The 13806-nt window shown below is 63.7% G+C and carries 10 protein-coding genes and 1 pseudogene; 4 read left to right on the forward strand and 7 right to left on the reverse strand.

Going from position 1 to position 13806, the window contains the following annotated elements; genetic code table 11:
• Together HB777_24760 and galE are read right to left on the reverse strand one after the other, a co-directional pair.
• On the reverse strand, window positions 1-1251 hold the full coding sequence (locus HB777_24760) for a D-amino acid dehydrogenase (GenBank protein QND66805.1): 1251 nt from the start codon (window positions 1249-1251) through the stop codon (window positions 1-3).
• A 105-nt stretch (window positions 1252-1356) separates the two neighbouring features.
• Complete coding sequence (galE, locus tag HB777_24765; GenBank protein ID QND66806.1) at window positions 1357-2352, reverse strand: UDP-glucose 4-epimerase GalE; 996 nt, start codon at window positions 2350-2352, stop codon at window positions 1357-1359.
• A gap of 266 nt (window positions 2353-2618) precedes the next feature.
• On the opposite strand from galE, the gene hemA reads away from it, so the two are divergent.
• Window positions 2619-3896 carry a 5-aminolevulinate synthase gene (gene hemA, locus HB777_24770; GenBank protein QND66807.1) on the forward strand — a complete coding sequence of 426 codons (1278 nt, stop codon included), beginning with the start codon at window positions 2619-2621 and terminating at the stop codon, window positions 3894-3896.
• Between the two features lie 338 nt (window positions 3897-4234).
• Here hemA and HB777_24775 read toward each other — a convergent pair whose 3' ends face one another.
• Both HB777_24775 and mscL read right to left on the reverse strand, forming a co-directional pair.
• Window positions 4235-5401 (reverse strand): pyridoxal phosphate-dependent aminotransferase, encoded by a 1167-nt coding sequence (locus tag HB777_24775; protein ID QND68898.1) that lies wholly within the window; start codon window positions 5399-5401, stop codon window positions 4235-4237.
• A gap of 110 nt (window positions 5402-5511) precedes the next feature.
• On the reverse strand, window positions 5512-5934 hold the full coding sequence (gene mscL, locus HB777_24780; protein QND66808.1) for a large conductance mechanosensitive channel protein MscL: 423 nt from the start codon (window positions 5932-5934) through the stop codon (window positions 5512-5514).
• A gap of 251 nt (window positions 5935-6185) precedes the next feature.
• On the opposite strand from mscL, the gene HB777_24785 reads away from it, so the two are divergent.
• Entirely contained in the window at window positions 6186-9674 is a 3489-nt protein-coding gene (locus HB777_24785; protein ID QND66809.1) for a response regulator, read from the forward strand.
• Between the two features lie 31 nt (window positions 9675-9705).
• Here HB777_24785 and HB777_24790 read toward each other — a convergent pair whose 3' ends face one another.
• Window positions 9706-10341 carry a TetR/AcrR family transcriptional regulator gene (locus tag HB777_24790; GenBank protein ID QND66810.1) on the reverse strand — a complete coding sequence of 212 codons (636 nt, stop codon included), beginning with the start codon at window positions 10339-10341 and terminating at the stop codon, window positions 9706-9708.
• A gap of 94 nt (window positions 10342-10435) precedes the next feature.
• Here HB777_24790 and HB777_24795 point away from each other — a divergent pair, with 94 nt between their 5' ends.
• Both HB777_24795 and HB777_24800 read left to right on the forward strand, forming a co-directional pair.
• Window positions 10436-11092, forward strand: a complete 657-nt coding sequence (locus tag HB777_24795; GenBank protein ID QND66811.1) for an O-methyltransferase — start codon at window positions 10436-10438, stop codon at window positions 11090-11092.
• Window positions 11093-11215: 123 nt separating this feature from the next.
• Window positions 11216-12418: pseudogene (locus tag HB777_24800) on the forward strand (MFS transporter).
• 94 nt (window positions 12419-12512) lie between these two features.
• On the opposite strand, the gene HB777_24805 reads toward HB777_24800, so the two are convergent.
• On the reverse strand, window positions 12513-13172 hold the full coding sequence (locus tag HB777_24805) for a response regulator transcription factor (protein ID QND66812.1): 660 nt from the start codon (window positions 13170-13172) through the stop codon (window positions 12513-12515).
• A 124-nt stretch (window positions 13173-13296) separates the two neighbouring features.
• Window positions 13297-13725 carry a hypothetical protein gene (locus HB777_24810; GenBank protein QND66813.1) on the reverse strand — a complete coding sequence of 143 codons (429 nt, stop codon included), beginning with the start codon at window positions 13723-13725 and terminating at the stop codon, window positions 13297-13299.
• Window positions 13726-13806 lie beyond the last annotated feature (81 nt).

The following is a 13806-nucleotide window of genomic DNA, read 5'->3' on the forward strand; positions in this document are numbered from 1 at the left end:
TTAGCCTCCGTAAACCAGCCCTTGCGGGTCGATCTCCGGCTTGCGGCCGGCGACGAGGTCGGCAAGGAATTTTCCCGAGCCGCAGGCCATGGTCCAGCCGACATGGCCGTGGCCGGTGTCGAGATAGAGGTTTTTGTAGCGCGCCTGGCCGATGACCGGCACCGAGTTCGGCATCATCGGCCGCAGGCCCGCCCACAGCTCGGCCTTGTTCTCGTCGAAGGCACCAGGGAACAGATCCTTGCCGGTCCTGAACATGGCAGCGAAGTCGCTGGGCTTATGGCTGCGGTCGAAGCCGGTGAATTCGGCGGTCGAGGCGAGCCGCAGCCGGTTGCCAAGCCTGGAATAGGCGATCAACTGATCCTCGTCGGCACCGCCCATGGTCGGCCCCTTGCTCTCGTCCTCCAGCGGAATGGTCGCGGTATAACCCTTCACCGGATAGACAGGCAGGTCGATGCCGTAGCGGCGCCCGAGAAGGCCGCTCTCCGGTCCCATCGAGATGACCACGGCATCGCCGGCGACCGGCCCGGCCGAAGTCATCACCGCGCGCACCCGGTCGCCCTCGATGTCGAGGCCCTCAACCGTCGTGCCGTAGAGAAATTTCACGCCGAGCTTTTCTGCTGAATAGGCCGCGAGCTTTTCCACGAACTGCCGGGAATCGCCGGTCTGGTCGATCGGCGAATAGACGCCGCCGGCGATCTTTTCCTTCACGCCGGCAAGACCCGGTTCAAGCTCGATCAGCCGCTCCCGACCGACGATCTCGATCGGCAGGCCGTGCTCGGCCAGGTAGCGATAATTGTCGGTGCCGGTGTCGAGGCTGTGCTGCGAGCGGAAGAAATAAAGGATGCCCTTCTTGCGCTCGTCATAGTGAATGCCTGAAACGGCTGAGATGGCGTTGATGCAGTCGCGCGAATAGAGCGCCAGGCGCAGCTTGACCCGGCTGTTGGCGCGCAGGCGCTCTTTCGTGCATTGGCGCAGGAAGCGCAGGCTCCAGGCGAGGAAATAGGGATCGAAGCGCAGCCGGACCTTGATGCCGAGATCATGGTTGTAGAGCGCACGCAGGAAGGTCTTCAGCGCCGCCGGCGAAGCCCAGGCGGTGGCATCGCCTGGCGAGACCAGGCCGGCGTTCGACTGACTGGTGCCGCGCGCCGGCGCCGCATGGCGCTCGATCACGGTGACCTCGTGGCCGTCACTCGCCAGATAATAGGCGGCGGCCGTACCGACGACACCGGCCCCGAGCACCGTTATTTTCATGCCATCCCCCAAAGACTCCACGCGACGCAACGCCTCCACGCCGTGCCGCGAATGCCTTCAATAGCGCTTCGCCGCGTGCCTTGCGAGCCCTTGGGGGAACCCGGCTCAGCCCCGCGCGGAGTTCTTGCCGGTCAGGATGCGCTCCCAGGCAAGCGCGTCGGCAACGATCTGGTCGAGATCGTCGCGTTGCGGGGTCCAGCCGAGTTCCGCGCGGGCGAGATCCGAATTGGCAACCACCGCCGCGGCGTCGCCGGGACGGCGATCGCCCATCTTCACCTCGAAATCATGGCCGAAGGCGCGGCGCACGCTGTCGATGACCTCGAGCACCGAGTAGCCATGGCTGTAGCCGCAATTGGCGACGAGGCTTTGTCCCCCGGCGCGCAGCCGCTGCAGGGCAAGGCGATGCGCCGCCGCCAGATCGCTGACATGGATGTAGTCGCGCATGCAGGTGCCGTCCGGCGTCGGATAGTCGGTGCCGAACACCTGCATGAACGGCCGCTTGCCGAGCGCCGTCTCGCAGGCAACCTTGATCAGATGGGTGGCGCCAGGCGTCGACTGGCCGGTGCGGCCCTTCGGGTCGGCGCCGGCGACGTTGAAGTAGCGTAGTGCCGTATAGCGCAACCCGTGCGCGATCGCCGCATCGCGTAGCATCCATTCGCTCATCAGCTTGGACAGGCCGTAGGGCGATTCCGGCGCCAAGCGGGCATCCTCGCGCACCGGCTCCAGTCCGGCGCCGCCATAGACGGCCGCGGTCGAGGAGAAGATGAAATTGGGCACGCCCTCGCGCACCGCGGTCTCGATCAGCGTGCGCGTCTTCGACGTGTTGTTCTCATAATAACTGAGCGGGTCGGCGACCGATTCCGGGACCACGATCGAACCGGCGAAATGGATGATCGCGTCGACATGATTGTCCCTGATGATAGAGCCGACCAATTCCCTGTCGGCGACATCGCCGACAACCAACTTTGCCTCCGGCGCCACCGCCCATTCGAAACCGGTCGAAAGACGGTCGAGAACGACCACGCTCTCGCCGGCATCCAGCAGCTCCCAGACCATATGGCTGCCGATATAACCGGCGCCGCCTGTTACCAAAACTGTCATCCGTGACCTCGCATCTCAAGATTTATCGGAAACTGTCTCAACCCCCGCTCTACTGGAAAGCCTGCCGCCTGGCCATTAGAACTCGTGGTAACCGACGTTGTCGGCATGTGGCATCGTCCTGAAACAAAATTGATCCACATCAAGGGAATAGGCCACGATCCGTGGTCGTTAGGAACAGGTCCGGGGCGTGGCATTTTGACCAAAAAGGCCCGGTGGACGACCAATAGGGCAATGATTATGATCCCGCGCAAAATTGGGAAGTCGACATGAATTATCAGCGGTTCTTCGAGGAAGCGATCGACCAGCTCCATGCCGAGCGTCGCTATCGCGTTTTCGCCGACCTGGAGCGCATCGCGGGCAAGTTTCCGCGCGCCATCTGGCGTTCCAATGGCCGCGCCGAGGAAATCACCGTTTGGTGCTCCAATGACTATCTCGGCATGGGCCAGCATCCCGACGTCATCGCCGCTTTCCAGAATGCGGCCGGCAAGATGGGTTCGGGCGCCGGCGGCACCCGCAACATTTCCGGCACCAGCAACCCGCTGGTCGAGCTCGAACTGGAGCTTGCCGACCTGCACGACAAGGAAGCGGCGCTCGTCTTCACCTCCGGCTTTGTCTCCAATGAAGCCTCGATTTCGACCATCGCCAGGCTTTTGCCCAACTGCCTGATCATCTCGGACGAATTGAACCACGCCTCGATGATCGAAGGTGTGCGGCGCTCGGGCGCCGAAAAGAAGATCTTCCGCCACAATGATGTCGCGCATCTGGAAAGCCTGCTGCAGGCGGCCGGCCGCGAACGCGCCAAGCTGATCGTCTTCGAAAGCGTCTATTCGATGGATGGCGACATCGCGCCGATCAGGCAGATCGTCGAGCTCGCCGAACGCTACAACGCCATGACCTATATCGACGAGGTCCATGCCGTCGGCATGTATGGACCGCGCGGCGGCGGCATCACCGAGCGCGAAGGCCTGGCCGACCGCATCGACATCATCGAAGGCACGCTGGCCAAGGCGTTCGGCACGCTGGGCGGCTACATCACCGGCACAAGTGCCGTGATCGACGCCGTGCGCTCCTACGCGCCGGGCTTCATCTTCACCACGGCGCTGCCGCCGGCGATCGCGGCCGCGGCGACCACGTCGATCCGCCATCTCAAGCGCTCGCAGGCAGAGCGCGACGCCCAGCAGCAGCAGGCGACACGAACCAAGCAGATCCTTTCGGCCGCCGGCCTGCCTGTGATGGACTCACCGACCCATATCGTACCCCTACTGGTCGGCGATCCGGAGGCCTGCAAGATGGCCAGCGACCGCCTGCTCGGCGTGCACGGCATCTACATCCAGCCGATCAACTACCCGACGGTGCCGCGCGGCACCGAGCGGCTGCGCATCACGCCGACGCCGTTTCATTCCGATGCGCTGATCGCCGAGTTGCAGGACGCGCTGGTCGAGACCTGGGATGCACTCGGCATTCCCTATGGCTCCGCCGGCCGGCCTTCGGTGGCGAAGAGCGACCGGATCATACCGCTGCTGGTACCCAAGTCAGGCGGCTGAAGCCCGTTGCTGTTTGCGCCTGTCGATTGCTTCCAACGCCGCGACGCTCCGACGTCACGGCATGGATCCTAGGGTCTCCGCGACGTCGCTTCGCGACTGCTACGCCCTAGGATGACGAAGGCGCGGGGGCTTCTGGCTAGTCACAGAAGTTAGAGCTGGCATCGTAGCAATGGCCGACCTTCGAGATTAGCTGAGGCATCTTTCACTTCGTCATCCTAGGGCGGAGCAAGGAGCGAAGCGACGCGGCGCAGCCCCTAGGATCCATGCCGTTACCGCGGCCGAGGGGTGAGGCGGTCCAGAATCTTCAAACGCGCCGGCTTTCATGTCCAGCCCAATCCTCAAACTGTCTTCATCCACTTCGCCAATCGGTGCGCCGCTTCCTCGATCTGGTCGAGGCGGCGGTGGAAGCACAGCCTGAGGAAGGCTTCGCCGCCGGGACCGAAGGCGGTGCCGGGCGCCAGGCCGACATTGGCTTTGTCGACGATGTCGAATGCAGCCGCGCGGGAATCGGTAATGCCGTCGACGGTGAAGAACAGATAGAATGCGCCTTGCGGCACGGTGAACCGGGCTCGGCCTGTGGCTCCGAGAATATCGCAGACCAGATCGCGCGCCTTGCGTGCCCGCTCCACCTGTTCGGCAACGAAGGCGTCACCCTCATCAAGGGCGGCAACCGCGCCGCGCTGCATGAACTGGGCGACGCCGGAGTTGGAATACTGGATCAGGTTCTCGAACACCTGCTGCAAGCTCGGATGGGTCTTGATCCAGCCGACACGCCAGCCGGTCATCGCCCAGTTCTTGGAAAAACTGTTGACGAACAGGATGCGGTCTTCCGCAGTGGCGATGTCGAGGAAGGACGGCGCACGGCCGTGGCTGTAGTGGAACAGCGAATAGATCTCGTCGGCGATGATCCAGAGGTTTCTCGCGCGCGCCAGATCGAGGATCGCCTGCAAGGTCTCATGATCGGCGGTCCAACCGGTTGGGTTCGACGGCGTGTTGATGAACAGCGCCTTGGTGCGCGGCGTGATCGCCGCCGCAATCTTCTCGACGTCGCAGGACCAGCCATTGCCGGAATGATCGAGCGTGACCGCCACCGGAACGGCTCCCGATATCCCTGCTGCGGCATCGAAATTCGGCCAGGCCGGCGACAGGTAGACCACCTCGTCGCCGGCGCCTGCGAGCGCGTCGAGTGCCAGCTGGATGGCATGCATGCCGGACCCGGTGACGATGAATTGCTCCTCGGGGAAATTCTTGCCGAAATGCCTGGCATAGTAACGGGAAAGCGCCTGCCTGAGATCGGGGATGCCCCTCTGCCAAGTGTAGAACGTCTCGCCACCGGCCAGCGCTTTGGACGCGGCATCGGTGATGAACGCAGGCGTCGGCAGGTCGCCCTCGCCGGCCCAGAGCGGGATCATGCCTTCGCGCAGGCGGCCGTAATTGACGACGGCGACAATGCCGCTTTCGGGCGCGGCGCGGGCTTCCGTGCGCAAGCTGTTGATCAGGGTCATGGGCGGGTCCGTTCCGATCTCGGCGTTCATCAGCGCTCCTTACCAGATGCGAAAACAGAAAACCCCGGCCGCGAACGACCGGGGTTTTGGTCCAGAAGAACCTGATCTGTCTATCTCTTGGCGAGCAGGTCGCGAATTTCGGTGAGCAGCGCGACATCGGCTGGCGGCGGAGCGGCTGGTGCAGCCGGCTTCTCGCGTTCAAGCCGCTTGCGCATGTTGTTCACTGCCTTGACCATCAGGAAGATGATGAAAGCGAGGATGATGAAGTTCAGCGCCACGGTGATGAAGCTGCCATAGGCGAAAACAGCGCCTTGCTTTTTGGCGTCCGCCAGCGAGGTGGCGTTGACGGCCGAGGAGAGCCCCAGGAAATAGTTGTTGAAGTCCAAGCCGCCGAAAATCGCGCCGACGATCGGCATGATGATGTCGTTGACAAGAGAATCTACGATCTTGCCGAAGGCCGCGCCGATGATGACGCCGACCGCAAGGTCCATCACATTGCCCTTGGAAATGAATTCCTGGAATTCTTTCAGCATTCGACCCTCCTTGTCGTGACCGGCCGAACTGCCGTTTCCGTCCTTGCGGGCATCGACCTGAGGCAACATAACAAAAACCTCCGGTTGCAACATCGGCAAAAAGGAGAAAGCAACCGGTTTCTCCTTACCCGGCGGCAGTCCCGGAAATCACGGCCTTCATGCACCCAAAGCCGTGATGGACTCGGACGCCAAGCTGTGATTGCGTCTGGGCAAGCCGGGTTGAAATTCGGCACAGGGAGGATCTTGCCGGCGTGCAGGGCTTGTTCATCGTCATCATCGCGATCGCCTATGTGACGCTGCTGTTCGCCATCGCCAGCCTGGGCGACCGCCGCTCGGCCATTTCAGAGCCGAGCCGAGCCCGGCCCTTCATCTACGCGCTCAGCCTCGCGATCTACTGCACGTCCTGGACCTTCTTCGGCTCGGTCGGCCTCTCTTCCGAACGCGGCCTCGAATTCCTGGGTATCTATACCGGCCCGGTGCTGGTCTTCGTGTTCGGCTTCCCGCTGCTCAACCGCATCGTGCGGCTGGCCAAGACGGAGAAGATCACCTCGATCGCCGACTTCCTCGGCGCACGCTACGGCAAGAGTTTTACTGTCGCGGCGATCGCCACGCTGATCGCCACCATCGGCGCGGTCCCCTACATCGCGCTGCAGTTGAAGGCGATCTCCGGTTCGGTCAGCCTGATGGTCGAGCACTATACGGGATCGCCGCCCTCCTTCGATCCCTTCGTCAGCGACATCTCGCTGGTCGTCGCCATGCTGCTGGCGCTGTTTGCGGTGCTGTTCGGCACACGCCACGCCGACGCCACCGAACACCAGGACGGGCTGGTGCTGGCGGTGGCCGTCGAAACCGTGGTCAAGCTCGCCGCCTTCCTGGCCATCGGCCTGATGGTCACCTTCCTGATCTTCGGCGGCCCGGGCGACATGGTCGACAAGCTCGCGCAGAATGCACAGGTTCGGCAGGCGATGAGCTACAACACCTCGCTCGCCACCTGGCTGGTGCTGACCTGCCTGAGCGGCTTTGCCATCATCATGCTGCCGCGGCAGTTCTACGTCACCATCGTCGAGAACCGTGGCGAGGCCGAGTTGCGCACCGCGACATGGGTGTTTCCGCTCTACCTCGTGGCGATCAATCTGTTCGTGCTGCCGATCGCCTTTGCCGGCCTTTCGCTGGTCGGCACCGGGACCAGCAGCGATCTCTACGTGCTGTCGCTGCCCTTGTTCAGCGGCCATGACGTGCTGGCGATGGCGGCTTTCATCGGCGGGCTGTCGGCGGCAACCGCGATGGTGATCGTCGAGAGCGTGGCGCTGTCGATCATGATCTCCAACGACCTCGTCATTCCGTTGTTCGTGCGCCGCCTGCTCAAGACCTCGACGTCCGAGACCGAAGACTGGTCGACGCTCATCCTCAATGTTCGGCGCGGGGCGATCTTCATCCTTTTGTTCATCGCCTTCCTCTACTACCGCGAGAGCACCAACAGCGCGCGGCTGTCGTCGATCGGCCTGATGTCGTTCGCGGCGATCGCACAGTTCGCGCCGGCGCTGATCGGCGGGCTGATCTGGCGCGGCGCCAATGGCCGGGGCGCAGCACTTGGCATGGTCGCCGGCATCCTCGTCTGGGGCTACACGCTGTTGTTTCCATCGCTTGCCGCACCCGATACCGGCATCATCGTGCACGGGCTGTTCGGCTTCGAGGCGTTGCGGCCGCAGGCCCTGTTCGGCACCGTCGCCGAACCGCTGAACCACGGCGTGTTGTGGAGCCTGTCGATCAACGCGGTGTTCTTTGTGCTGGGTTCCCTCTCGCGCGCATCGGTGCCGCTGGAACGCATCCAGGCGTCGATCTTCGTGCCGCGCGATGCCGGCCCGATGCCCAGCCTGCGCCGCTTCCGCACCGCCATCACCGTCAACGACCTCAAGGACACGATCGGGCGCTATCTCGGCGTCGAGCGCACCGAGCGCTCCTTCCAGTCGTTCGAAAAGACCAACGGAATCTCGCTGCACGGCAACGAGCAGGCGAGCATGGACGTCATCCGCTTTTCCGAGCAATTGCTGGCCAGCGCCGTCGGCTCCTCCTCGGCGCGGCTGATCCTGTCGCTGCTGTTTCGGCGCCACGACCGCGAATCGAGGGACGCCTTCCGCTTGCTCGACGACGCCACCGAGGCGCTGCAGCACAACCGTGACTTGCTGCAGATCGCGCTCGACCAGATGGAACAAGGCATCACCGTCTTCGATCGCGATTTCCGCCTGATCTGCTGGAACCGCCAGTACCGGGCCCTGTTCGACCTGCCCGACGAGATGGGCCAGGTCGGCGTCTCGCTCGACAGCATCCTGCGCCATCTCTCGGAGCGCGGCGACATTCCGGCGGAGCAGCGCGTGGCCATGCTCAACCGGCTGACCAGTTTCGTCAGCCCATGGCAGATGGAGCTGAAAACCTCGGGCCGCATCCTGGAACTGCGGTCCAACCCGATGCCGGACGGCGGCATTGTCGCCACCTATGCCGACATTTCCGGGCGCGTCGAGCAGGATTTGGCGCTGAAACGCGCCAATGAATCGCTGGAGCAGCGCGTCAAGACCCGCACCATCGAACTGACCCGGGTCAACGAGGAACTGGCGCAGGCGCAGATGCTGGCCGAGGAGGCCAATCTCGGCAAGACGCGCTTCCTCGCCGCCGCTGGCCACGACATCCTGCAGCCGCTGAACGCTGCCAGGCTCTATTGCTCGTCGCTGATCGAGAAGGCCGGCAAGGGACCTGCCGGCAAGGCAGCGGTCAACATCGAATCCTCGCTGGAATCGGTCGAGACCATTCTCGGCGCCGTGCTCGACATCTCCCGCCTCGACGCCGGTGCGATGAAGCCGGACGATACCGCCTTCAACCTCGACGGATTGCTGCGCCAGATCGGCAACGACTTCCAACCGCTGGCCGCCGAAAAGAAGCTCGAGCTGACGATCATGCCGTCATCGCTGACGGTGACGACGGACCGCAATTTGTTGCGTCGCCTGATCCAGAACCTCGTCTCCAACGCAATCAAATACACGCGCCACGGCCGTGTGCTGGTCGGCGTCAGGCGGCGCGGCGAACTGGCCGAGATCCAGGTGATCGACACCGGCATCGGCATCGCCGGCGACAAGCTGAACACGGTCTTTCATGAATTCACCCGACTGGATGAAGGCGCGCGCGAGGCCGAGGGCCTCGGTCTCGGCCTCTCCATCGTCGACCGCATCGCCCGCGTGTTGCGCCTGGAAATCCGGATCTTTTCCAACCCGGGCAAGGGCACGCGCTTCTCCGTCATCCTGCCCGTGGCGGCCGTGCAGGAGCCGCGACGCGAGATCGAAACCAAAACCCCGGCCCGCGCCACAGCCTCGCTGGCGGGACTGCACGTGCTGTGCATCGACAACGACGTCCGCATCCTCGAAGGCATGCGGCTCCTGCTCGAAGGCTGGGGCTGCAATGTCGACACCGTGTCCGGCTCAGGGGATCTGGAAAGCGCCACGATGCGTCGCCCGGACATCGTCCTTGCCGACTATCATCTCGATGGCGAAACCGGTCTCGAACTCATCGTCAGGCTGCGCGCGATCCATGGCGACAACCTGCCGGCCGTACTGGTCACCGCCGACCGCTCCAACGAGGTGCGCACGGCTGCGGGCGGGCTGGAGATTGCCGTGATCAACAAGCCGCTCAAACCGGCAGTGCTGCGCTCGATGATGGCCAGGGTCAGGCCGCTGGCATCGGCCGCCGAATAGCGTCAAAGGCGCCCGGCCAGAGCCGGCGGTCTCAGTTCCGGTGTCCGAGGCTTTCGAGGTAAGCGCAGAACATGTCGGCCATGCCGTCGGCATAGCTCTGGATCTCACCTGGCGTTTGAGGACTTCCCGAAAAATCCTTTCCCACCGCGCTGAGTGTCGCGATGATCAGGTCGCCCGCCAGGACACGGACGGCTTGCTCGGCCTCGGGCAATGCCTCAAGCAGGAAGGTCTGAACGGTACGCTCTCCTGAGGCTTTCGCCTCGTGCGCTTCGGGTGCGTCGCGGTAGAGGGGTGCGGCGTCATTGAGCGCCACGCGCACGGCGGCCTCTTCGCACTCCGAGCGGATGAAGGCGTGGACCAAGGCACGCAGCCGTTCGAGCGGTGGTCGCTGGTCGTTCTCGAGTATGGTGCGCAGCAGACCACCCGTCTGCCGCCATTCATCGCTCTGGAGCCTGAACAAAAGGGCGGCCTTGTTCGGGAAATATTGATAGAGCGAGCCGACACTCACCCCGGCCTTTTCGGCGACGCGTGTGGTGGTGAAACGCTGCGCGCCTTCGCTCGCCAAAACCTGAACAGCAGCTTGCAAAATCGCCGCGACAAGGTCCGTCGCGCGTGCCTGTTTTGGCTGTTTTCGTGAAGAAATCAAAGGACTTGAGCGTCCGGTCATGTCTCGGTCCGGCAATGCGAATTGGAAACCTGAAGGATTATTCGTATTTTCAGAACGACACAAGGACGCAGTCATTTTTCGAACGGAGACTTTCATGACGACGCTCACCAACGCCCCGCTTGCACCCCTGCTGGCTCGCCTGTTCAAGGAGGCCGGCGCGGCGACCAGCCCCGCAATGGCCGAGTTCTCGCACGAGGAGCGGGCGCGCCTCACGCACAGCAAGACCGACTATGTCGATTTCTACGGACGACTGAAGGATCTCTGGCTCGCGATCTCGCCGGAGACCGGCACGCTGCTCTACATGCTGGCACGCGGCAGTGGCGCGCGCATCATCATCGAGTTCGGCACCTCCTTCGGCATCTCGACGCTCTATCTTGCCGCGGCGCTCAGGGACAATGGCGGCGGCCATCTGATCACCACCGAGTTCGAGCCGTCCAAGGTCATGCGGGCCAAGGCCAATTTGACCGAGGGCGGCCTCATCGACCTGGTGGAGATCCGTGAGGGAGACGCGCTGCAGACGCTGGGCGCCGACCTGCCGGATACGATCGACCTTTTGCTGCTCGACGGCGCCAAGGCAATCTACCCGGAGATCCTGAGCCTGGTCGAGAGCCGCCTCAGGCCAGGGGCGTTGGTCATCGCCGACAACGCCGATTTCTGTCCCGAATACCTGGAGCGCGTGCGCTCACCGGCATCGGGCTACATGTCCACCACGTTTGGCGAGGACGTCGAACTGTCCGTGCGGCTCGGCTGAAGCGGCCGCATACCCAACGCAAACACCCATGTCGCTTCAGGGCGGCCGTAAGCGTTTACGTCAACCAACGCGCAACCTCCGGATTCTCGCCAACAGCGGGGAATCCCAGGCGCAGGTGACGTCATGATCAACATTTTTCTATCCTCCTGGCGCGCAACGCCGCGCCCGGCACTGCTCGGCCTTCTGCTCTTCTTCTGCGCGGGTTTCGCCGATGGCGCACTCGTGCCTTTCTTCCCGCTCTGGGCAAACAGTGAGGCCGGCATTCCTGTCGGAGCGATCGGCCTGCTGTTCGGCTGCTATGCCGGCGGCGAGCTTCTGGCGGCGCCGCTGATCGGCGGCATCGCCGACAGGGTGGGCCGACGGCCGGTGCTGATCGCGTCGTCGCTCGGCGTCGGGGCCGGCTTCCTCGCCCTGTTCTTCGTGCATGGCGTCGCCGTCACCGCGATCGTGTTGCTGTTGACCGGCATATGCGAGTCGGTGCTTCACCCGACGATCCTGACCGCGATCGCCGATGTGACCTCGCCATCCACACATCCCCGCTGGTTCAGCCTGGCACGCGTAAGTTCGAGTGCGGGGCATATCCTCGGACCTGCCTGCGGCGCCCTGCTTGTGCTCCTGTCGCTGCGAACCGTGTTCCTCGCCGCCGGTGGAATGCTTCTGCTGGGCGGCATCGTGATGCTGCTCGCCCTGAGAGAGACGATCGATCTGGGACGCGCTGCCGACCAGGGCGAAGGCGATGAAGAGGAAGAGGGTCTCTCGGCGTTGCTGCCGGCGTTTCGCGACGGCCGGTTGGCGAAGCTCCTGCTCTGGGTCGTCCTGTTCGAGGTCGCCGGCAACTGGATCGAAGCCATTATCCCCCTCTACGCGCATGATTCAGGCACGCTGACGCCATCAGGCGTCGGCGCGCTGTTCGCCTACGCCGCCGCCTTGACGGTGGCCCTGCAGATGCTGGTCAGCCGTATGGTCCAGGCACGGTCCGCTCTGTGGCTGACAGTTGGTGCCGGCCTCGCGACGATACTCGCCTTTGCGTTGCTGGCCGCCTCGCCTGCACTGTTGACGCTGATCGGCGCGGTCAGCCTGTGCTCGATCGCCCAGATGCTGGTCGGGCCGCTGGTGCCGACCGCCGTCAATGCACTTGCGCCTCCGGCGCGACGGGCCTCCTACATGGCGGCTTCGTCGGTGGCGGTCGACCTCAAGGACTCGCTTGGACCTTCAATCGGCACCGCGCTTTACGCGCTGGCACCGCGCCTGCCCTGGATCGTCGGCATTCCGCTGGTGGCGATCGCATCGATCGGCCTTGGCGCCGCCATCGGCCAGGCTCGGCGGTATCCAGGTAGAACAGTCGACTCAAACGAGCCGCCCGTGGCTTGGTCGCCAAATCCTGCACCCTGAATAGACGTCGGGGCTGGTCCTCTGGCGATCAGCTTGCCGGTTGCAGCGGGTCGCTGCCGATCTTGGACAGCAGGATCACCGCCTGGGTGCGGCTGTCGACGCCGAGCTTCTGCAGGATGGCCGAGACATGCGCCTTGATGGTGGCCTCGGAGACGCCGAGTTCATAGGCGATCTGCTTGTTGAGCAAGCCCTCGGCCAGCATGCCGAGCACCCGGGTCTGCTGCGGCGTCAACGCCTGCAGGCGCTTGATCAGGTCGGATATTTCGGGATCGCGCTCGACGCCGAGATCGACGCCGACAGGGGCGGCAATGTCACCGGCAAGCACCGATTGCACGGCGCTGCGGATCTCTTCCATGCTGGCCGATTTGGAGATGAAGCCGGAAGCACCGAGATCGAGCGCACGCCTGATGGTCGCCGGATCGTCATGCGCCGACACCACGACCAGCGGCACCGCCGGGTGGATCCCGCGCAGCGAGATCAAGCCGGACAGGCCGCTGGCGCCCGGCATCGACAGGTCGAGCAGCACCAGATCGACATCCTCGTTGGCCACCACCAGCGCCTTGGCACTCTCGAAATCGCCGGCCTCGTGGATGGCGGCGACATTGCCGATGCCGGCGAGCGCTTCGCGCAGCGCACCGCGAAACAGCGGGTGATCGTCGGCGATGACGAAAGAATAGCCGGCCGGCAAATGTCCCTCCCCGAATCCCCCGATGATTTTTGCTTTTTTCGGGATCAGTTGGACGATTATGAGGGGCTGCGCGCTGTTTTCAAGCGGCAAAGCCAGCGCGCCGCGTTTTCCCTACTTTGGATGCTCAGGTCTTCTGCGAATTGAGCTGGGCGCCGTTGTCCTTGTCCATATCCTTGACGATGCCCATGAAGCCGCGCAGGAAGCGCTCCATGTAGCTCATCGTCTTGTTGAAATCCTCCTCGCTCGGCAGTTTCGATTCGAGGCGGGCGGAGAGCGAATTCTCGAGTTTGGTGACGCGCTCGTCCATCGCCTTCATCGAGGTCTGCAAGCGGTCGACCTCATCCTGGAAGGCAGCGCGTTCGTCGGCCGCCATCTTGCAGACGAGCTGGCCCGAGCGCTCCTCGCAGATCGACATGGCGCCGGTCTGCGTATCCATGCGGACATAGCCGTTATCAGACTTTTCCAGCCGGTAACGGTCGGTTTCTTCCGAATAAGCTGAAGCCGCGACCAGCGAAACGAGCGCGGCGGGGATCAAGATGTGCTGCAGACGCATGTTGTCCTCCATGGCCAAGGCCTGAAATATCGCATGTTTGCGCCGGAAATGGGGAAGATCCTTGGCGTGGCCTTTCCCGCG

Source organism: Mesorhizobium loti, from assembly GCA_014189435.1.
Taxonomy (GTDB): domain Bacteria; phylum Pseudomonadota; class Alphaproteobacteria; order Rhizobiales; family Rhizobiaceae; genus Mesorhizobium; species Mesorhizobium loti_G.